Annotated in this window: 17 protein-coding genes; 13 read left to right on the top strand and 4 right to left on the bottom strand. The window is 57.4% G+C overall.

Going from position 1 to position 21415, the window contains the following annotated elements; translation table 11 throughout:
- Positions 1 to 244: 244 nt before the first annotated feature.
- From bcsD to D3871_RS27820, 9 genes are read left to right on the top strand one after another with little or no spacing between them, the layout of a single operon-like run.
- On the top strand, positions 245 to 709 hold the full coding sequence (gene bcsD, locus D3871_RS27860; protein WP_147376928.1) for a cellulose biosynthesis protein BcsD: 465 nt from the start codon (positions 245 to 247) through the stop codon (positions 707 to 709).
- Positions 710 to 732: 23 nt separating this feature from the next.
- Positions 733 to 1377: a hypothetical protein gene (locus tag D3871_RS27855; RefSeq protein ID WP_119772315.1), complete on the top strand. Its 645-nt coding sequence runs from the start codon at positions 733 to 735 to the stop codon at positions 1375 to 1377.
- Positions 1374 to 2138, top strand: coding sequence for a cellulose biosynthesis protein BcsQ (gene bcsQ, locus D3871_RS27850; RefSeq protein WP_119772314.1), 765 nt, complete (start codon positions 1374 to 1376; stop codon positions 2136 to 2138). The genes D3871_RS27855 and bcsQ (D3871_RS27850) overlap by 4 nt, the downstream gene beginning before the upstream one ends.
- Positions 2135 to 4300, top strand: coding sequence for a glycosyltransferase family protein (locus D3871_RS27845; RefSeq protein ID WP_147376927.1), 2166 nt, complete (start codon positions 2135 to 2137; stop codon positions 4298 to 4300). The genes bcsQ (D3871_RS27850) and D3871_RS27845 overlap by 4 nt, the downstream gene beginning before the upstream one ends.
- Positions 4293 to 6584, top strand: coding sequence for a cellulose biosynthesis cyclic di-GMP-binding regulatory protein BcsB (gene bcsB, locus D3871_RS27840; RefSeq protein WP_119772312.1), 2292 nt, complete (start codon positions 4293 to 4295; stop codon positions 6582 to 6584). The genes D3871_RS27845 and bcsB overlap by 8 nt, the downstream gene beginning before the upstream one ends.
- A 10-nt stretch (positions 6585 to 6594) precedes the next feature.
- Positions 6595 to 9252, top strand: a complete 2658-nt coding sequence (locus D3871_RS27835) for a tetratricopeptide repeat protein (RefSeq protein ID WP_158598102.1) — start codon at positions 6595 to 6597, stop codon at positions 9250 to 9252.
- The gene (locus tag D3871_RS27830) at positions 9249 to 9710 is read left to right on the top strand and encodes a tetratricopeptide repeat protein (RefSeq protein ID WP_119772310.1); all 462 of its coding nucleotides are present in this window, start codon (positions 9249 to 9251) and stop codon (positions 9708 to 9710) included. The genes D3871_RS27835 and D3871_RS27830 overlap by 4 nt, the downstream gene beginning before the upstream one ends.
- Positions 9701 to 10447 (top strand): cellulose biosynthesis protein BcsQ, encoded by a 747-nt coding sequence (gene bcsQ, locus D3871_RS27825; RefSeq protein WP_158598101.1) that lies wholly within the window; start codon positions 9701 to 9703, stop codon positions 10445 to 10447. Before D3871_RS27830 ends, bcsQ (D3871_RS27825) begins: the two co-directional genes overlap by 10 nt.
- Complete coding sequence (locus tag D3871_RS27820) at positions 10447 to 11550, top strand: glycosyl hydrolase family 18 protein (RefSeq protein ID WP_119772308.1); 1104 nt, start codon at positions 10447 to 10449, stop codon at positions 11548 to 11550. The genes bcsQ (D3871_RS27825) and D3871_RS27820 overlap by 1 nt, the downstream gene beginning before the upstream one ends.
- Positions 11551 to 11646: 96 nt before the next feature.
- Here the strand turns inward: D3871_RS27820 and D3871_RS27815 are convergent, their stop codons facing one another.
- The 4 genes from D3871_RS27815 to D3871_RS27800 all read right to left on the bottom strand — a co-directional run bounded on the left by D3871_RS27815 (position 11647) and on the right by D3871_RS27800 (position 15233).
- The gene (locus D3871_RS27815) at positions 11647 to 12120 is read right to left on the bottom strand and encodes an SRPBCC family protein (RefSeq protein ID WP_119772307.1); all 474 of its coding nucleotides are present in this window, start codon (positions 12118 to 12120) and stop codon (positions 11647 to 11649) included.
- Between the two features lie 207 nt (positions 12121 to 12327).
- Positions 12328 to 12876 carry an NMCC_0638 family (lipo)protein gene (locus D3871_RS27810; RefSeq protein WP_147376926.1) on the bottom strand — a complete coding sequence of 183 codons (549 nt, stop codon included), beginning with the start codon at positions 12874 to 12876 and terminating at the stop codon, positions 12328 to 12330.
- A 72-nt stretch (positions 12877 to 12948) separates the two neighbouring features.
- Entirely contained in the window at positions 12949 to 14718 is a 1770-nt protein-coding gene (locus tag D3871_RS27805) for a polysaccharide deacetylase family protein (protein WP_119772305.1), read from the bottom strand.
- Between the two features lie 59 nt (positions 14719 to 14777).
- Positions 14778 to 15233, bottom strand: a complete 456-nt coding sequence (locus D3871_RS27800; RefSeq protein ID WP_119772304.1) for a hypothetical protein — start codon at positions 15231 to 15233, stop codon at positions 14778 to 14780.
- A 716-nt stretch (positions 15234 to 15949) separates the two neighbouring features.
- Between D3871_RS27800 and D3871_RS27795 the strand changes: the two genes are divergently transcribed.
- From D3871_RS27795 to D3871_RS27785, 4 genes are all read left to right on the top strand, one after another.
- Positions 15950 to 17899, top strand: a complete 1950-nt coding sequence (locus D3871_RS27795) for a BcsE family c-di-GMP-binding protein (RefSeq protein WP_119772303.1) — start codon at positions 15950 to 15952, stop codon at positions 17897 to 17899.
- 219 nt (positions 17900 to 18118) lie between these two features.
- Positions 18119 to 19834, top strand: coding sequence for a tetratricopeptide repeat protein (locus D3871_RS30430; protein WP_158598100.1), 1716 nt, complete (start codon positions 18119 to 18121; stop codon positions 19832 to 19834).
- Positions 19828 to 21186: a glycosyltransferase family 2 protein gene (locus D3871_RS27790; protein ID WP_158598099.1), complete on the top strand. Its 1359-nt coding sequence runs from the start codon at positions 19828 to 19830 to the stop codon at positions 21184 to 21186. Before D3871_RS30430 ends, D3871_RS27790 begins: the two co-directional genes overlap by 7 nt.
- A 1-nt stretch (position 21187) precedes the next feature.
- Positions 21188 to 21403, top strand: coding sequence for a hypothetical protein (locus D3871_RS27785; protein WP_119772301.1), 216 nt, complete (start codon positions 21188 to 21190; stop codon positions 21401 to 21403).
- Positions 21404 to 21415: the final 12 nt, after the last annotated feature.

Raw genomic sequence — 21415 nt, 5'->3', positions numbered from 1 at the left:
TGAAAAGTAGGTGATATAACCACTTCACTTTTCCGCATAACAACGTTACCGTAAGCAACTATAATTGTTGCGCGATGCGTGCGTGCTTAAAACAAGCTGACTATGCACTCGAATTCTGCGCGGTTGGCCGGTTCAAGTCTTCGTCTCCCTTCGAAGATCATTGCCTGTTTTTCAGGCTGCCGGCCATGACGGATCAGGAGACACGCGTAGGACAGACCAAGGCATTTTTTTACAGGTAATGGCAATGGCAATCAACGATATACAACAATATTTCAGAACCCAGCAGGTGCCCCTTCAATGGCTGCCCATACTTCGTGCCATGGCCATAGAAATGTCGGCATACGCCGATGCGAAAGATTTGCATCATCTCTTCTTCAATATCGGAGAGCGCTTCGCGAAAAATGCCGAATCACATTTTCAAGGCATGCAAAGCCTCGACCAACTGGAAGAAAGTCTGAACGATTTCTGGTCACGCTTGAATTGGGGCTGGGTCGATCTCAATGAACTAAAAGGATATATCGATATCACGCACCAGGCAGCGCCGTTGGCCGAAGCATTCGGTGACGAAGCGCTCGGCTGGAGCGTCGGCTTCCTGGAAGGTTTTTATCAGACCGTGTTTGCCGTACTGGGAGCAAGTAACAAAATGGTCGTACGCAGTACAGGTGACATCGTGGACGGCATGGAACTCCGCTTGCGCTTCGGTCGTTAAACAAACATTGAGAGAGTGTTGCCATGCCAAAATCCAATGAAGATGTCTCTCGCCTGTTCCGCTCGCTCGGTGCCGATGACGCAAATTTCCGGGCATCCAATAGCGGCGCAGTCCGCGCGGCTGAACAGCGCTGGCCCTTGTTCAAGGCCGTTTCGCCCAAAAAACAGGTAGAAACGCCTGCATTGACGGAAGACGCGAAGCAGCATTGGGGCAGTTCCGGCAAACCCAGGACTAGCCTCCGTACGCCCGCCCTGACTTTGCCCGGGCTGGGGGACAAACTGGCTCAGAGCCTGACCAAGATGGCTGCAGAGCAGCCGACCCGGGCCATCAGCCCGCGCCATCAGCAACGCGCAGAGACGAAGGAAATCGCGGAAACCGGCCACCGGGACATGCGGCCGGAAGTACAGGAACAGCCTGCGGAACGACGGGGTTTCTTTTTTTCCAAGCCTGTCGAGGAAGAGGCGCCATCGGAAGAAACCACGGCGCGCCCCGGGCTCTTCAGAAAGAACAACCGTGAGCCGCTGCCGGCCGCACCCCAGGCACCTGCTGCATCCGACAATGAGCAATCCCTGTCGGGTCTCTTTGCGCGGCTGGAAGGCAAGGAAGAACCTGCACGAACACGTACCGACAACCGGACTTCATTCTTCGGGCGGTTAGGAAAACGATGAGCGTCATTGGCATCGTTTCAATGAAAGGCGGCGTCGGCAAGACATCGACTACTGCCAATCTGGCTGCTGCGATTGCATCAAAGCTGGGCCCTGGCCGGGTCTCGGTCGTCGATCTGGATCCGCAGAACGCATTGCACTGGCATTTCGGACTTGATACGTCCGACCTCAGTGGCGTCTGTGAGCAATCGCTGGAAGATATGAATTGGCGGGACATCGCCGAGCCTACCCAATTTGACGTCGCCTGCCTGCGTTACGGACCAGGCAACGAGGCGGATCGTGAAGCCTTTGAAACCTTGCTGGCCGATGAGCCGAACTGGCTTGGCCATCAGATCGAGCGTGCGGGACTTGGAGACAATGCGGTCGTACTGATCGATACGCCGCCCGGTCCTTCGGTCTATCTGAAGCAGGTGTTCGCCTGCGCCGACATCATATTGATCGTATTGCTGGCAGATGCAGGATCGTACGCAACGATTCCGGCAATGGAATCCTGGCTGGACGACATATCGGACCTGCGCCCGGACCTCGGCAACATGTACATATTGAATCAGGTCGATACCAGCGAACCCTTGAGCCGCGACGTCGTCGATCTGTTGCGGCAGCATCTCGGTCGCCGGCTTGCGCCGATCGGCATTCACTCGGATGAAGCCGTGAGCGAAGCGCTGGCCTTCCAGCAACCCGTGCTGGCATACGACCCGCATGGACAAGCCAGTCATGATATTGCGCGTCTTTCGACATGGTTGATCGACACGCTTAACCAATGAATCCCAAGATAGTACTTTCGCTCTGGCGCGAGCGTTGGGGCAGGCCCTCCGCCGCGGCTTGGCAGAAAGCCTACCTGCGGGGAAAAGTAAATCAATGGGGTGCCCGGCTGGCAAAGGCATCCCTATGGTCTACGGCCGGGCTGCCCATATGCATGGCTTGCCTGATGCTGTTCGGGGCCATCGTGTCGGTCGATCTTTCGCTGAACAGCCAGATTGTGGTTTCCAGCATTCTGGTGTGCGTCGCTCTATATGTGCGTCGATACGCTGGACTGATGATGACCCTGGTGCTGGCAATTTTTTCGCTGGTCGTGACGTCGCGCTATCTGCTGTGGCGCTTTACCCAGACGCTTGCCGATGGACTCACAATAGATTTCGCCCTCGGATTCTGTCTTTGTGCGGCGGAACTGTATCTTGCCCTGTTTGCCGCGATCAGATTGATCCGCGCTATCTGGCCAATACGGCGTGACGCCGTCCCCATGCCTGCCGACCTGGCAAGCTGGCCGACAATCGATGTATTTGTCCTCTGCCACGGACAGTCTGCAGCCGCCATCGAACCACATGCCGGCAAGGCCGCGGCCCTTGAATGGCCACGAAAGAAAATCAAGCTCTACTTGCTCGATGGTGACGATAGGGACGATGTGAAGGCAGTCGCTGATGCTATCGGCGCCGTTTATCTCGCTGCTCCCGTCGAGACCCAGGACAGATTAAGCACGATCGCTTTTGCATTGTCAAAAACCAGCGGCGAATTCATTACGGTTCTGGATTGCGCGCATGACTGCGGCACGGGCTTTCTGAAATCGGTTGTTGGGTGGTTTGCAAGAGATGCGCGGCTCGGCATGTTGCAGACACCCTATCATTTTCTGGTGCCGCCACCGACAGCCACCAGCCTGCGGCTGTCGAACGGAAGCGATAGGGACGCTTCCTGTGCCCTGTTCCGGCGTTCCGCCCTTGCCGAAGCAATCGATACGGAGACCGCAAATGACCGTATCAATCAGCCGCTCGCACTGAAGCTGCGAGCGCTTGGTTACGGCATCGCCTATATTGGCACGGGGGGCGACGCAGCCGCCGATGGCAGGCCGGGGGAACCATCACTGGCGACGAATACCGATATCTTTCGGGTGGATCATCCCTTTTCGAGAATGGCCTTGCGCGCCAAGCAATGGCTGCTTGAACTGGAAGGAATGTTCAATTTTTATTATGTCTTTCCGCGCCTAATTTTTTATACCGCACCGGTCGCCTATCTGCTGACCGGTGTCACCTTGATCCGATCCTCGCCCGACCTGCTGGCTGCATACGCACTACCTCACTTCATACACGGTCATATCGTGTTGTCGCGCATACAAGGACCGCACCGCTTCGGTTTGCTGGCCGATATCCGGGAATCGCTGCTGGCATGTTACATCCTGGTGCCGACCACGCTAAACCTGATTCGCACCCGGCTTGGCAAAGCACTGCGGCTCCGATCCGACTCCCAAGATGCAAAGGCCGAGGTGTTCAGCTGGACCGACGCGATTCCTTTTCTCGCCGTTTTCACACTCAATCTTGCAGGGTTGGGCGCAGGGCTTGTTTATCTGCTCACAACCGAGGCGAGCATTTACGAAGCAATCCTTCCCTACCTGTTATGGTGTGGCGTCAATCTGATGCTGCTAACGTCGTCGCTTGCAGTGGCCGAAGAGGCAAGAGAAATTCGCAGGCACACGCGGCTGAGCTCAGCGATGCATGCAATGGTGAGACTGCCATACGGTAGAACCATGTCTTGCGTAACGGCCAACTTTCCAGATGTCGCCCTGACGCTCAAACTGCCGAAGGCAGTGACAGTCGAGGCAGGGGCCGCAATAAGCTTATCGCTCTTTCAAGGCCACCAGGAATTCATCTTTCTTGCGCAAGTCGTCACGCAGGAAAATAATACGCTGCACGTAAAGATCGACGATCAAATGCAGCAGCAATACAATGCTCTCGCCGCGGGCGTCTTGTCGCGCGGAGACGACTGGCCGAAATGGCTGGCCGGTCGACATGCCGATCAGCTCGTTCCGGCGTGGATCAGCAAAGGGCTTGTAAGCGCACTGACCGCCGTACTTGATTTTGCAACAAACCCCGGTCAATACATGAGTTCGATACGTAAAGACGAGTGGATACGATTTTGGAAAAAGAGAAATGACTAAGCAAAGAAGCTTCTGGCGCCAATCAAGGACCTCACTGCTGGGCGTTCTCCTTTTTGCCATTGCAGCCTCGCTCACCGCCACGGCCGCCGAGACGAAACCGCGCAAGGAAAAATCGGATGAAGCCACGGAAGCGCACTCGGGGTCTGCGCCCAAACAACGCACGGTCTCGCTGACATTCCGGCAAATGGGCGCATGGTCGTCGGTCAAGCTGCGCGGCGTCGAGGGCTCGCAGACGCTCGGGTTCTCGATACGCGCAGACGAAATCGTGGTCGGCGCCAAGCTTCGCATTGCTTATGATTACTCACCTTCCTTGTTGCCCGACCTCAGCCATCTTCGGATATTGCTGAATGAACGCGTGGCGATGGTCGAAGCGCTGCCGCAAAACAAAGGCGTCGGCAATACGCGCGAAATCAATCTCGACCCTCGGCTGTTCGGCGAAAACAACGAATTGCGATTCAATCTGATCGGGCACTATACGCGCCAGTGCGAAGATCCTTTCCACACCTCCCTGTGGCTGACGGTGAGCGATCTCAGCCGTCTCGAATTGACGCTGGCGCCCATTTCCGGATCAAACGATCTCAAGAATTTGCCCGCTCCGTTCTTCGATAGCCGCGACAACATGCCGTTGAAGCTGCCCTTCGTTTTCACAAGTACGCCCTCGTTCGGAACGATCAAGGCAGCCGGCATCGTGGCATCGTGGTTCGGCTTGCAGGCGGGAAGCCGGGGTGCACAGTTTCCCGTGCATATGAATACGCTACCGGACGGTAATGCCGTCATCTTCATGCAAGCCGGTGAAAGCATCGGCGGCTTGCGCGGCGGTCCGGGCGCCACCGTGTCGGTCTTGCAGCATCCAACCAACTCCCTTGCCAAGCTGTTACTGGTCACCGGCGGCAACGATGAAGAACTTGCGCGTGCTGCCAGAGCGCTGGCGCTGGTCAGCCCCACCTTCACAGGCCAGTCGGTTGCCGTCACCAAGGAGACCGATGCCGCGCCGCGCAAGCCATACGATGCGCCGGCATGGGTACCGCTCGATCGCCCGGTACGCCTGGGCGAGCTGGCGCGTCCGACCGAATTAAGAGTACAAGGCTATTTCCCGGAAGTGATACGCGTAAATTACCGCGTACCGCCGGACGTGTTTACCTGGCGTACGCCGGGCGCACCGATGAAGCTGAAGTATCGTGCGACACGCCTGCCCGAGCACAGGAATTCCAGTCTTGCGGTAGGACTGAATTCGAGCTTCCTGCATACCGTGGCGCTCAATGAGCCTTACAAGAAAGCAGTCCAGCTTGGCGGCTTGATGCCGGTCAGCACCACGAACCATACAGTGCGGGAAGAATCGCTTTTCGTGCCGCCCTATACGGTAGGCGGCCGCGACCAGCTGCAATTTACCTATGCGTTTGAAGTGATCAGGGATGGGGAATGCAAGAACCTTCCGCCGAATAATCTCCAGGGCGCAATCGATCCGGAAACTACCATCGATTTCAGCGGCTTTCCTCAATATGCGGAAATGCCGAATCTGGGTTATTTCGCCAACATAGGCTATCCATACACCCGCCTGGCCGATCTGTCGGAAACCGCCGTAGTGCTGCCGGACCGTCCGAACGCCGACGAACTGGGCCTGTACATGACACTGATGGGACGTATGGGCGAGGCCACCGGCTATCCGTCGATACGGCATGCCGTCATCACCGCGGCCGATGTCGACAAGTCCTCCGACCGGGACCTGATCGTGATCGGTTCATCCAACAGCCAGATGCTGATGTCGAAATGGGGCGACCTGCTGCCAATGATACAAATCAACGGCGAGCGTCGCGTCCGCGCGCCGGCAAAGTCCTGGCTGCCCACCTACCGCTGGGATCGCCCGGATGATCAATCGGCCTCGGTCGTCAAGGGCAGCCTGAGTTTCGTTGGGAATGGAAGCCTGGCCGCCATCATGGGTTTCGAGTCTCCATTGCAGGCGTCGCGCAGCGTGGTCTTCCTGCATGCCGACCGTCCCGCCGATCTGCGCAAAATCGCCGATGTATTGATCGACTCCGAACGCATGAGCCAGATTCAAGGCGATTTCGCGATCATTGACGATAAGAGCGTTAATTTCACCAAGGTCAGCCCGACCTACACGCTTGGTTCCTTGCCGGCCTTCAGCAAGCTTCGCTGGTTCTTTTCGGATCATCCGCTGCTGTTTGCATTCATTGCATTGACGATCAGTGCATTGCTGGCTGCCCTCGGCTATCGTAGCCTGCGTCGCTTGATGTCGAAACGATTCAAGAAAGCGCCATTGGCTTGATATGCGAAACATGAAAAAAATGGCATGGCTTGTGCCGGTCCTGCTGCCATTTGCTCAGCCGGCATGGCCGGCTGACGATCTCATTTCCAGCCAGATGGCGGATCAGGCGCGTACCTGGCAACAAAAGGATCGCGACGATCTGGCCGCTGAAATCTGGCGCAAGCTGCTGCGCACCGATCCCAGGCATCCTGAAGCCCTCGTTAGGCTCGGCATGATCGAAGCGCGCGCCGGCAATACACGCGAAGCGGAAGCACTGTACAACCGCGCGCGCCGCCTGCCGACGCCGCCGGCCGGACTGCAGGAGCTGGCTGCCGCACTGGGCCGTAGCAAGGCAAGCAGCGAGCCCAAGCCGGCAGCGGTCACGCCGAAATCGGAACCGCTGGCATCCAGGCCTGCGGAAGCAATAAACAAAACGACGACCGACAAGGCCGGCAGCGAGAAAGCAGCTTCCGACAAGCGATCTGATGCAGCGGCAAACAAACCTGCTGCCAGCAAGCCAACTGAAACCGCAGCGGCCAAACCGAGCGCCGAACCACGGCCGGACGACGCCGCGACCAGGGAGAATTCTGACAAGCCTGCCGAGACGCGCGGTACTTCCCGCATATCGATACAGCAGTTTCAAACCTCAAGTGCGGTCAACGAAAAATGGCCGGAAACCAGGCAAAGCCTGGAAGATCTTATACGCAAGAATCCTGATGACGCAGCTTATCGGGCCGCGCTTGCCCGTCATCTGACCGTTCGCGATGCAACGCGCCGCGAAGGCGTTCGCCAGTTCGGCGCCTTACCAAGCGGCACACAAACTTCTCCGGACACCAGAAAGGTCTGGCGTCAGGCACTGCTTGCATTGGAGCCAAGGTCCGGGGATCAGTCTCTGTATTCGGCCTATCTGCAGCGTTTTCCGAATGACGCCGAAATTCGTAACCGGCTTCGCGCATTGCCGCAACAGGAGCCGGAACGGGTAGCGCCTACGAATACGGCGCCGCAGCCAGCCGCAATGATTGCGGCGCCCGCGCCCTCCGCGCCCGATGTTCTGGATGGCGGCAACAACCAGGGCAAGGCGGCGGCGCTGGTAAAGCAGGCGCTCGCCGATGAACGCGCCGCCGCCCATGGCGCCGCAGCCGCCAAACTTGAAAACGCCATGCTGCTTGATCCGGCAAACACCAGCATACGTCTGGCGCTGGCCCGGCAATATGAGCGTTTGGGCGCGATGGACAGTGCCGGCAGCCTGCTCGACGATCTGCTGGCCAGCAACCCCGATCACCCCGATGGCTTGCATGCACGCGCCAATGTATTGGCCTCGCAAAAAAAATGGCTGGACGGACTCATCATGCTCGACCGTATCCCGGCTGCCCAGCGTACCGCCGACATGGTGAGAGATCAGCGTCAGATGTGGCTGAACGTGCAAGTCCTGCGCGTACGGCAGCTCTACCGGCAAGGAGAAACCGGCCAGGCACAGTCGCTGATGGAACGTCTGCAGTTCGAAGCGCAATCCAACAATGCCATGCTGTCGGTTGTGGCGGGAGGATGGGTAGCGCTGGGACAGTCCGGCAAGGGCCTGCGCATCATGCGTGAAGTGCTTGGACGCAGCGGACCGAACAATGTCGCGACGCGGATTACCTATGCCGAGATGCTGCTCAACACCTATCAGGATGCGGAGCTCTCCGCTGTTCTGCGTGATCTCGCCGCGCCCGGCCGGTTGACCACCATGCAGCAGGAAGAAGTCAACCGCATCATTCTCAGTTATACGTTGCGCCTGACCGAAGCCCTGCGCGAATCTGGTCGGCTGGCCGAAGCCGGTGCGATGATTCGTCCCGTTGCGCAGAGGACCAGCGATACGCGTGTTGTCATCTCACTGGCGCGGATTCACCGCGCGACCGCCGAACATGCGCAGGCTCTGACTCTTGTCGAAACCGCCATCACGCGCGAGCCCGACGATTTCGGACATCGCCTGCTTGCCGCGGAAATCGCGATCGACCTGAAGGCGCTAGACAAGGCGGAGGCTCATGCCGCAGCAGCGCTACGGTTGGCGCCGAATCACCCGCGCGCATTGTCGGCTGCCGGCCGCATCGAACGGGCGCGTGGCAATCTGCCGCGGGCAAGCGATTATTTTCAGCGTGCCTACACCATGGAGTGGGACCGGAATTCTTTCGTCCCCGCGCCGCGGAATCTGTTGCTGCGCCTGGTCGATGAAGGACCTGTCGCGCTCGCCCCGAGACCGGGCACGCCTTCCAGCAGCCAGCCCAACCTGTTGCCGATTCCAGCGCCTGTTTCCTCGCTTGACCCGACGCAGCCGAATCCTTACGTCAGGTCGCTTGCAATGGTTCCCGGCGCAATCCTTAGCGGCCATGGTCCGGCACGTCGTACCGAATATTCAGTCGAGCCCGCCATCGTCTACACAGACAAACCGGTAACGTATAGCCAACCAGTGGCCCAGACGCAAGCTGCCAGCTACGCGCCTGTCCACGTCGCACGCTACGAACCTGAACCGGCGCGTGTCTACCCGCCGAACGATCCGCTGTACACGGACCCGGTATTTCGCGCACCGACCAGCGGCAGCTCACAGCCGGCAAGCCCCCCTGTGGAAACGGACAATGAAGGCGTCAAGTTAAAAATGGCAACCTCAACCAATCCGCGTCTATATGCACGAGCAACGAGAAGATCCCCATGAAACGCCATATATTCCTTGTGCTGACATGTCTGTCTGGTCTGGCAAGCAGCAGTTCATGGGCGGCCCCCTCCGATCCCATGCAGCACGGCCGCGCCTATGTCGCCGAAGGCGAATATCCTGCTGCGGCCAAAAGTTATGAAGAAGCGCTTCGGCTCAATCCGAACAGCGCTGTGGTATTCAACAATCTGGCCGTGGCGAAAGCCGCCGAAGGCGACTATCAGTCGGCGATCGAACTCCTGACGCGCGCACAAAAACTCGCACCCAATCGGACCGACATCCGGGAAAATCTGGCGAACCTGCATGAATGGATCAAGCGCTATGGCAACGCGTCCGATGCATCGGATTCGACGATGAGCGCTACATTGCAGGAACCGCCTGCTCTTTGGGCAGCACGCTCACGGCAAGCCACAAACAATTCACCATCCAGAACCGTGTGCAACGGAGCATCATGCAAATAATCGCGTTAATTTCCGGTAAGGGTGGCGTCGGCAAAACGTCCATCACGGTCAATCTTGCCACCGCGCTCGCACAACGCAGAAAGCGCGTATTGCTGATCGATCTCGACCCCCAGAATGCGCAGCGTCTGCATCTTGGCATGGACCCGGAGGAAATCGCCGGTCTGGTACGGGAAGGCATTTCGCCGGAATCCATTTTCGATAGTCCCTTCGGCGTCAAATTCATTCCCTTCGGCCGGGTAAACGAATCGGAACTGGAAGACTTCGAAAGAGAACTCAAACATTATCCCGAATGGGTAGTGGATGGCATTGCCACACTCGATCTCAATGCCTTCGATTACGTGATTCTCGATACGCCCCCAGGACCGACAGTATTTCTTCAGCAAGCCCTGACGGCGGCGCAGCGCGCAATGATTGTCGTCCTGGCCGATGCAGCATCGTACGCAACCATACCCAAAATGACTTCGCTGGTGGAACAGTACACTGCCGAACGCAGCGACTTCAGCGGAACGCACCTGCTTATCAATCAGATGCCTACGCAAAGCCGGCTTGGCCATCAGGTCAGATCGGCGCTATTTGCCAGCTATGCGGAAAAACTGGTGCCGGTGGCGATTCACAAAGATCCGCGTGTATCGCAGGCGCTTGCGTTCGAACGTCCCGTGCTTGAATACGAACCCGGCTGCAAGGCAAGTCTCGATATTCAATATCTGGCTGACTGGGTACTGGACAGCAGCAGCTAATGCTTCTTTCCTTGCTACGCCGCGCGCTATTCGTCGCCCTGCTTTTGACGCAAGCCACCGCATCGGCGGAGGCTCCCAAAGCCTGGGCCTATTTTGCATGGTGGTTACCCGACAGTTGGCGTACCGCTTCCCTCGATCAGTTAAAGCGTTTGCTGTTTTTCGAGATCAGTGTCAACGGTAACGGCGATATCTCTGAACGGAACGGCTGGCCGGACAAGTTCGGTGAACTGCGTCAGGCGGTCAAACGGCAGGGTGTCGCGCTTGATTTAACGCTGACGCTGTTCGATCCGAAGTCGTTCGACAACCTCTTCACATCCGCCGAAGCAACACGACGTTTACTGGAGAACGCCACCGCGCTGGCAAGCCATAAAGATGTCGCCGGCTTGCAACTCGATTTCGAAATCTACGCCCCTGTGCGCCCGGAAACGCGGGCCAATTACCGCGCCTTCGTGCAAGAACTTTCCAAGCGCCTGCATGCACAAAGCCCGGCACGAGCGCTGTCGGTTTTCCTGCCCATGGGTGACGAATCCTTGCTGTACGACGCCCCAACGCTTGCCGTTGTCGACCATGTGGTGTTGCAGGGCTATGACTCGCACTGGGTCGGCAGCAAGGCCGCCGGACCGGTCGCTCCCCTGCGCGGGGATGAAGTCGTGACTTGGGAAAAGGCCGTCTCCAAAGCCACCGGGCTCGGCGTGCCGAAAAAAAGTATGTATGTGGGCTTTCCGTTGTACGGCTATGAATGGCAGGTCAAGGGACTCAAGCAGCGCAGTCCGACCATTGCGAAAGGCGTGACCACGTCCTTTTCCCCGATTGCACCCGGGCTGGTGCCGGCGATTCAGGTCAATGTGCAAAACCGCGTTCAGCAATACGGTTCATACCATGATCCGGTCAGCGCCTCGACGCAATACCATTTCAAGGCGGCCAACGGCCAGTATTTCGAGGGATGGTTCGAGGATTGGTGGTCACTGGACCGCAAGACCGATTATCTTGTGCAAGAACAGCTGGCCGGGATTGTGTTTTTCATTCTCGGATACGACAACGACCAGCTGGTCGAACACTTTCTGCGCCGGACGACGCCGCGACGTGGGCAGAAGCCGCAGTGATGCATTCGCGCCGTGTTGATGTTGACATAATTTTCGACTTAATCTGGATGAGCCCGGATTAACGGTGATGTTCAACTTTCCACTGCGACTGCCTGTTTATGTGCTTTCCTTGTCAACGGTGGTCGAATGGTGATCGGCGACAAGGTTTAGGCTGATATTGTGCTCAAGCAGCGCCTTGAGCCCCGCCAGCACAAACGAGAATCCCCCCATGGAATCGATGGCTTGAGCCATCACTTCCTCCGGCGAGCCGCGAAAGCCCCAATTGGCTATACGAACGAGCGTGGTATTGTCCGCGTAGGAAGTGAACAGCCATTCGACCGGACAAGGTGGATCATCCCACTCAATCAATATCTTCTTATTCTGCTCAAGCTGTTTTACGCTGACTTGTGTGGAAACGCCATACATTTCCCAATCCCAGCGAACCTTTGCACTGGGTTCCAGCTTTCCACTGCTCTTGGTGAACCAAAACCTGGTCGTGACAGCAGGATCAATGAATGCCTCAAATACTTCCGTGACTGGCCGGCGAATGAGCATCTGTGCTTTCACGATTGGTGCTTGTTGAAGCGTCATGGCGTTCTCCTTGGCATGTGTTGCGCCCGGTTACATGCATGGCTACAGCCCTACATCGCGAACAGATGCTCCCATCATGGGACGCATCTGCGGATCGGTCATAATTTTACGACTAACTTTGTCTCTTGTACGCTTTTCTTCCCGTCCTGCTCGTTCATTAAATGAAGCTAAAGGAAAATCAAACATGAGATAACAGGCATTAACGGCCTAATATCTTTTCATTGAAATCACGCCCTGAAAATTGGCATTGTCTGCCGTCGACGTACTGAGTACCCAGGTTGCAAAGGGTGTTCCCGAATGAAAGATATTGTACGCAGTCGTCTTCAGTTCTTTTGATCCTGTGTTTTGCGATACGGGCGCCGTTGTATAGCCGGATTCCTTTGGCGGAAGCCAGAATTGCACTTTCTCATCCAGGATCGCTGCATCGACCTTGCGCAGAAATACCGAGCAAATACCATCGTCGCGGAGAGCCACTGCAAAGTTACCCAGTTCGTTTTCTTCGGTCCACACATACCCCGCTGTGCCGCGCAGGAAAACATGCGCAGCCTCAGGGCGCAGCAGACGAAGGCCAGCTTCTTCCGCCGCCCGACGCACCAGGTCCGGCGAAGTACGCGTGCTCATGCATGATTGCATGAAGCGCTGCATCCCATGCTCGGCTTGCTGCACCGCAGTCTGAGAAACCGGTTCCGCCGCATGCGCGGCAAATGAGATTCCCGTCAGAACTACGGCAAGCAGCATAGTTTTAGAGAGATTCATTTTCACTGTGAAATGACGATCGTACTTGCGTGACGGGCTGTGGCGACAATCAGGCGTACAAACTACAGCCCGCTAAAAGAGCACGCGATACTGGTAGCTACCCGTATGCGCGTTGCTGAATACGATGGCGGACCGGAACGCATCGATCGGCCGGATCTCCGCAGCTGGTGCATAGGGACTCATCGCTTCCACGTGCATCGGCAGCATGCCAGCGCGCGGATGCGTGACGATGAACGAAAGACCCTTGACCATGCCCGGCGGGCGAACGGCAAAGTTGATCACGTGCTGTCCACCTTCATGGTCGGCGCGCCAGGTCACCCGTTCGCGAGCGCGCCACCATGCGGCAACTTCATCGGCACGGGGCAGCCAAAGCCGGTTGCGCAGTTCGGCGATACGCTTGAACAGGGTCGGCATGGTCAACGTCATCGGGCCATCGGGGCCATAGTTTTGCGAGTGCACCGACAGCAATCCGAATGCGCCCATCTCCACCACGTGCTCGAAATCCTGAAGCAGGTTCTTCGTGACTTTTTCGTTATTCATTCCCGCCATGCGGAAGGTAATATCGTCCGAATTCGTGCGCGGCAAAACCACGAGCGCCTCTTCGGTGCTCAGGTTCTTTTCGGATTTCGAAAAAAACGGCAAGCGATCCTCGGTCGATGACGGATCCGCGGCATGGTGCTTCATGCCGTGCTTGCGCAACAGGATTTCGGTGGTCTTGTCGTAAGACTCCGTCGGTGCGCGGAAACCGGTATGCGGTGCAAGGTTCGGCCCTACAATCTTGCGCATCTGATCCAGCATGTTCAAGATGCGCTGTTCCTGCTGCTCGGGCTTTTGATTCTGGAAGCCGATGTGGATATCGGCGTGATAGGCGATTTCATGTCCGCGTCGCAGAAGACTGCGAACCAGTTCGGGATTCTTGATCGCTTCGCTGGTCAGTGAATAAAACGTGCCGCGAATATTCGAATCATCAAGCTGCTTTGCAAAGTGAACGCCATTCTCGAACAAGGCTTCGGTATCCATTTCCAGAAGCTGGGTCGCGGTCTTGCCGTCCGGCCAGGCCGCCTTGAAAATGCGCGGCTCCCGCATCAGCCATGCGAGCATCGCATCGAGCATCTGGGTGATGTCGTCGCGCGTATGATAATCCCAGGAGGCTTCTGAAAAACCGATATACAGGCGCCGTGCGCCATGCAACTCCGAATAGGCGATGGCTCCATTAGCCTGCGCAAAATCCGGGGCGCGGTTCCAGTCCATGTAGCGCGCAGCCAGCTGTCTTGCATCGATGCGCAGCATGTTTTCCGCGGTCTTCCCGAGATACATGCGGCGGCCCGCCGGCAGCGGCCAGGTGACAGGACCATCGCCGAATGGCATGAGGAACCATGCTTCCTGGTCGCGGCTGACTTCTCCCGCAACCTTTACTTCGAACATGTCCGACAAGAATCCATAACCTCGCCATTTCCCCAGACCGTCCCGCGCACCGGTTCCCCAGGTCGCGAGCACGCTGCCGCCTCGCCGGGTGAATGCGTCGATTGCACGCCGTTCCTCGTCGTCCAGCAGTAGCGCCGAGCCAAGAACCAGTACGCCGGGAGACAGGTTAGCGATGAGTTCCGAACGGTTGACTTCGCGGAAGTCCTTGCCGAACTTCTTCAGATACAGGCGCCAATAACCCAGCAGATTGTTGTAGTCACTGTCATTGGCTTTAAAGAACGCACCGGTTGCGGGACTGCTGTAGAGATAGACCGAACGCAAGCTGCCAAGATCGGATGCATGTACCTTACCGCCCGCCATCGCTACTACCACGCATACCATGCCAAGCAGGGTGCGCATCAATCGTACTAAGCTCATATCGACAGATTCCAATTGTGATTCAATAGCATCAACATCTTCACCATTCTTCGTTTCGTTCAATCGGAATAGACAGGTGCTTTGTAAGGCGCGTCAGGAACGAGCGCCATCCGTGGAGCAACTGCGGCAGGCGCCGCTGCGGCTACTGCAGCCTGCGGAGGAGAAGGCGGCGGAACGTCGACCACCGGACCGATCAAGACAATCGCGCCTTCGGGTTGCAGCGCAAGCGCCGGCGCCATACGCGTCGGCAGCGGCACTTCTGGCGCGGCCGGCTTGGTCGGCGGTAAAGCGATTTGGCCTACGGGCGCCTTTTGCAGGATCGGTTGATGAATAGTCGCGCTTGATGGGAAGGGCAGTAGAGATCTTTTTGCAGTGTCTGCGCTGCCGGAGGCCGTTTGGGAATTGGCGGCATTGGCGACTGTCGTGCAAAAAGCCGAGCCCAGCAAGCACAGCAAGCCGCATCTTGCGACAAAGCGCAGTTCCGCCATCGACATGAAAAAACGCAAGGAAACCATTTTCGTCTCGTCTTATAAGCGTACCCATCCAGATGTTGGTAGTACGTGGTACCTGAAGGTCTTTCACAAAGCCTTCTTTGTCACGGTCTGAAACAGGCCACAGACCTCCTCGCCGCGATCAAAGATCGTGAATCTCGACAGAAAGCCGGCATAAAGGTAGTCGAAGCCGGTTTCACTCCGGAAATATCGATTATGCCGCATTCTCGGTCCGACGCTATAACTCAAGAGCTTAAAAACCTCTGCCGATGGCGCAACCACCAAGTGCTTTGGTGTTCAACGAATCCACACGGGCCATGAGAACGCAATCTTGTTCTCACTTTGTTGTGACTCGTCTTTCATCCGACACTGCCATCGTTCATTCGGCATCGGACATGAATAGCTTACTCACCGTTTTATTTTCGAATGCATGAAACTCCTGGCTGGACTGTTGCATGACGGATGTGCCTCTTTCCGAAATCCTGTCAAAAACAATGCTTTAGAGCGATAAAAGAAGTTGCTTAAGCTCAATTCAGGTAGAATTTTGCATGATTCTGGGAAATTTCCAATGCCGATTTTTGTAGGTGCTGTATTACCGCGGCTTGCATTGATCTGGACTACTTTTTCAGCACTTGGAAATGCCTATCCGGCAGTTTCAACAAGAGGTTCGACCGACCTGAAGAACACTCCGGCAGTCGACTCCAGTACCTGACTAACCGGCAAGACAGGAATACGTAGCCATGAATGATTCTTCCAATTCTCTGCTCGCGGCGCCAGACCTGCGTCTTGGAATCCGTGGTCTGCCCAATCTTTCCGACAGCCTGATTTCTGGCGGCATGTATGCGCTCGTTGCGGAGACCCCGCCGGCACGTTATCCCGTTCTGGCTGCAAGCCTCGGCGCTGCGCTGAATGATAACGTGCGGTGCACGGTGGTCGTCCCGGCGCATCCTGAAGTTTTTCTTGAACGTGTAGAGTCGTTTGGACATCTTGATACGAACGCGCATCTCGCGACGGAGCGCCTGAGCGTATTCGAGATGCAAAGCGAGTTCCCCAAAAGGATGTTCCGCTTCGGCACCGACATGTTTCTGCGGGAACTGGAGCACTTCAACGTCACGGAAAACAGTTACATCCTGTTCGACCAGGCCGACGAATTGCTCGCGCTGCACGATATATCGCTGGCGCTCGATCAGATCGACACCCTGCGCAAATGGTTCGAGCAGCGCCGCGTGACCGCTTTGCTGGTTTTTTCCCGTGCCACCGCAACGCATGCAGCCGCCATCAATGCATTGATGGATAACCTGACCGGAATTGCCCGGTTGGGCGCAGACAAAAACGGCCTGGAACTGACCTTCGATTACTGGCAATCGCCTGAAGGGACGATTGCTGCGCGAAATTACCATCTGCGGTCCTTGGAATCTGGCTTCTATGAAGCGTCGACAAAGACAACCGCTCCGGAACAAGCCGCGACCCAAACCGATACCGAGACGCCTATAGAGGAAGTTCCAGCCGGCGAGCAGCATTTCTTTTACATGGATCCGGATCTGGGCAGCCTCGCGCAGCAGGTATCCGGGGTCTGGCAGCATGTGGATACGCTGGTCGGCATGATGCATGCGACGCGCGGTAAGCGGTCGGCGACACTCATCCTGAGCTTTTCCCGCGATGGCAATATCCGGCAGCTGGCTGAAGCGGCGCATACCTTGCGCCTCAGCCTCGGCCGCCAGGTACGCATCATCGTTCGGGAAAAAGGCGCCTCTCTGCGCTACCAGAATGAAGCGCTGCTATTGCGTCTGGGTGTCAATCTGGTGGTTCACCGCGACGTTCCCGCTAGCCGCCTTCCGCTGCTGATCGAGTCGCTCGGCGGGCAGATCTTCAGTCGCGACGTCAACATCAATTTCGAAGCGGCACTGGCCAGCGTATTGCCGACACGGCTGCGCGGCTACCTGGTGCCGACGCGCTTCACCCGCGAAGTGGAACTTATCCTGAATCGCGCGGAAACCTTGAATATTCCCTATGCAATGGTCATAGGACGGCCTGTCGCAGCCATGGAAATGGTCGATGTCATTATCTCGAGCGCCCTGTCGCGTCCGGGCGACCTGATTTCCTCGGATGGCCAGCATTGCTATATCTTCCTGAACGCTTGTCCGCAGGCAGTGCTTCTGCCGACCTTGCAGCGCATTCTCGGAATGCCGGTCGATGAAATCCTGCAGGAGGTGCGATTTGCGGCCAACCGTCATGACATTGAGCTCGAACTCGCAGGCCTGACGCGCGCGGCCGAACAGGGAGAATTGCCGAACTACTCATCGATGCTGCCTGCAGTTGAGATGGAAGAAGAGGCACCGGCTGAGCAAGTAACCGCACCGCATGCGGTCAGTGTTGCCACATCGGCCGTCGCTTACGCGAAACCGGCCATGCGCCCGGCCGTGTCATCTGCTTCTCGCCCGTTTGAAACGCCTTCGGCCAGACCGGAATATGCGCATCCGGCGGCACCGCAAATCGATACTGCCGACAGGACCGCGCCCATACCGGCGGCGCCGGTGCAAGGCCTGGACAGGCAGGCGGACGGGCCGCGCTTCAGCTATGACGATTCAACTAAAGAGAGCGCATACGGCAAGAAGGCTTTTCCGCGCGCAAGCCGCAGTACGCCAGCGACCCAGCCGAAGGAAGACACTATTAGCCCGGCTGGCCTGTGAGGGTCGCCCAGCGACAACGGCCGGCATGCAGCGCGCACATACATACGAACAATGCATCCAGATGAACTGTTCCCGCCTGGACCGCCAAACCAAAAACATCGCGAGACAATCGCGCCAGCCCTAACACTGCATATCGCGACCACCATGATTTCAACCAGGCCTGCCACCCTTTCTGAATCGCCTACTGTCTCGGGTACCCCGCGCGTTCGACGGAAGACTGTGCTTCGTCACTTGGTATGGTGCATCGGACTGTCGCTCAGCACCTTGGCCGGCGCGAACACCACGCCGGTGAGCGCGGCGATTGATCTGCATAAGAAAGGCCAATACGAAGGTGCGGCGGCGCGCGGTTTGAACGACCTGTTGTCACAACCCTGGAATCATCATCTTCGCTTTATCGTCGCCGACAGTTTGCAGCGTATCAGCAGGATTGATGAGGCGAGGATGCAGCTCGAAGCATTGGAAGGCACCGCTTTTGCCGACGCGGCAAAAGCAAAATTGCAATCCCTGCGCCGGAACGAGCAGTACGCAGCGCCCGCGCCTATCCCGGAGTTGCGGCCACGCCCTGCCCCGGCACCTGTGCCGGAAACGCGTCCGCTCATGCGCGAATCGCCGGCGAGCGCTCTGCATCAATTGTCGCAGTATCAAACCATGCCGCCCGCCGGCGCGACACTTCATGCCGAACCGCGCCCGGCTCCGCAAGTGCCCGCAGTCCCGACACCGCCGGCGCAGCCGGAGGCACCGGCCCAGCCCGCGCGCAGTCCCGGCGCGCAGCGCGTCGCCACACTCAGCGCAAGCGAAAAGTATTATGAAGCGGGCACCGAAGGCCTGGCGCTGATGACGCGCGAGAAGGCCGACCCGGAGTTGCAACTGATCATTGCCAATTGCCTCGCATGGACCGGCCGATTGAAGGAAGCGCAAGCCATCTATCAAGGACTGACGGCAGGCAAGCTCGCCAATGAAGCCAGGATCGGCATGGCAAACGTGCATCGCTGGCGCGGCCGCGACGATGAAGCCCTTCCCCTGTATCGCGCAGTCCTCGCGGCGGATCCCGCCAATGCCAGCGCCAAGGAGGGCGTCACCCTGGCGCAGCGCGCGCTGCGTCCACGCACGACCTTCAGTGCCGGCGGTTCCGAGGATTCTTCAGACATCAAGCGCAAGGCGGCAACGATCAATCACCGCTGGCGCGAAGGCGGTGGCCCAAACACCATCGAAGTCGAAGTCAGCGGTGTACAGGACAATCAGCTTCCCACCGTGGCGCGCCAGAAGGAGCTGACCCTACGTTATCACGCGCCTGCATTGAACCTGAAGCCGAGTTTCGAGCTCAGCGTGCCAAGCGAAGGCAATCGCACGCTCTACGGCAGCACGCGCCTGAAGTTTGGCGACAATGACAACGTGCTCGAACTCGGACGCGTGAACTGGGGGCGAAACGCCGTCAATCCGAATGCCCTGCTCGCCAATCTGAGCGCGAACCATGTCGGCCTGGAGGGTGCTCAGGATTTTTCGTTTGGCCGGGTAGCCGGACGCCTCAATTATTTTGATATCTCGGACGGCAACAGGATCCTCTCGGGCAATCTGCGGCTTGCCTCCAACCTGCGGCCTTTAGGAAACAACCTCAAACCCTTCGTTGGCGTCGAAGCGCGCGAGGCCAAATTCAATACCCCGAACTACTGGTCGCCCGAGATCGGTTTCGGATCCTTCTATGCCGGGCTGCTGGGCGAATGGGATGCGGCCGACTGGAACCTGTTCGTTTCGGGCCAGGCCGGCACGCGCATTTATGGCGATGCGGGCGACAGCTGGAGCGTGTCCGCAGGCGGCAAGCGCTGGCTTTCGAACGACATCGGTGTGGGCTTCAATCTCTGGAGCATGGCGAGCCAGCGCGACAACGCCGCGTATCGGTCGAAGTCCTTCAACATCAATCTGGAAAAGCTTTGGTAGCCCGGAAGGTTTATCGCTACCTGTGGGTTGCAACCGCACTCGCCATCATGGGCGTGCTGCTGGCGTTCAGCTATGACTCGGTGCGCCAGTCGAAGGGATCGTTCAGCGTCCTGCTGGAAAACTATGTACTTGCGATCCTTACACTCTATCTGCTGTTTTTCCTGTTGCTTCTGGTGATACGCTACGCGGTGCTGATCCTGTACTCGTTCATGGATCATCTTGAAGGTCTGTACACAAAGCGTGAAGAAACCGTCAGCCCGAAGTACAACGAGGAAAGCTCGCTGCCGATGATTTCGCTGGTAGTCCCTGCCTACAACGAAGGCGTCGTGATCCAGGCCGCGATCCGTTCGCTGCTGCTACTGGATTATCCCAATTACGAAATCATCGTGATCGACGACGGCTCCACCGACGACACTTATGAAAAAGCCATTGCCGTCGCGCGCGAGCAAACCAAGATACCGGTTCGCGTCGTCACCAAGCGCAATGGCGGCAAGGCCGAAGCACTCAATACCGGCATGAGTCTCGCGCGCGGCGAGTTCGTGCTCAACATGGATGGCGACTCTAAGTTGTCGCGCAATACGCTGCGCGCCTGCATCCGGCACTTCGAAAATCCGCGGATCGGCGCGGTGGCCGGCAATGTCAAGGTGATCAATCGGGAAAACATCTGGACCAATATTCAGGCGCTGGAATATGTCGAAGGCCTGGCCATGGCGCGCAAGGCCCAGAGTTTCATGCGTTCGGTGAATATCATCCCCGGCCCGCTTGGCATGTTCCGCAAGACAGTCTTGCAACAAGTCGGCGGCTACGACCATGACACCTTTGCCGAAGACTGCGACCTCACGCTCAAGTTATTGATGCAGGGCTGGCATATCGCGTATGAACCAACGGCCATTGCCTGGGTCGAAACCCCGAGCCGCCTGCTCGACCTGCTCAAGCAACGCTATCGATGGACGCGTGGTATTCTGCAGGCGACCAGCAAGCATAGTGCGGCGCTGTGGCAACCGCGCAAGGCTGGAGTCAATTGCTTCATCCTCTGGTACATGCTGTTCGAAGCCATCATGTGGCCGTTTTCGACGATACTGGGCAACCTGTTTTTCGGTTATGTCGGCATTCGTTACGGGCTGGCGGTGCTGCTCTTTTACTGGTGGCTGCAGCTGACGATACTGGACGTAGTGGCCGCCGCGTACTGCATTGTGATCGAAGAAGAAGAACCGTCTCTCATTTTTTACTCGGTCATGTTCCGTCTTTTCTATATTAATATCATCGACGTCTCCAAAGTCTTAGCCACGATCGAAGAGTGGCGCGGACACACCATGACTTGGGGCAAATTGGATCGGGAAGGAAAGCTCTGATATGGATCTGATTTCTATTCTTGCAACGGTTATCCTGGTGACGACCATCGGCACCACGGTCGTCGGCGTCGGCGCCTATGCCGCCTTCAAACTGCGCGACAAGCGCAAACCGAAAGCCAAGGAGTCCGACGGTCAGGCGACCGGTCCGCATGAACCGATTTTTCTGAAACGCTATGTTCCGCCATCGCTGATGGAATCTCCGTCCGCTGAACATTGAACGCTCTCTTTA

It is taken from the genome of Noviherbaspirillum saxi, assembly GCF_003591035.1.
GTDB classification, from domain to species: domain Bacteria; phylum Pseudomonadota; class Gammaproteobacteria; order Burkholderiales; family Burkholderiaceae_D; genus Noviherbaspirillum; species Noviherbaspirillum saxi.
This window is presented reverse-complemented; position numbering and strand designations above follow the sequence as displayed.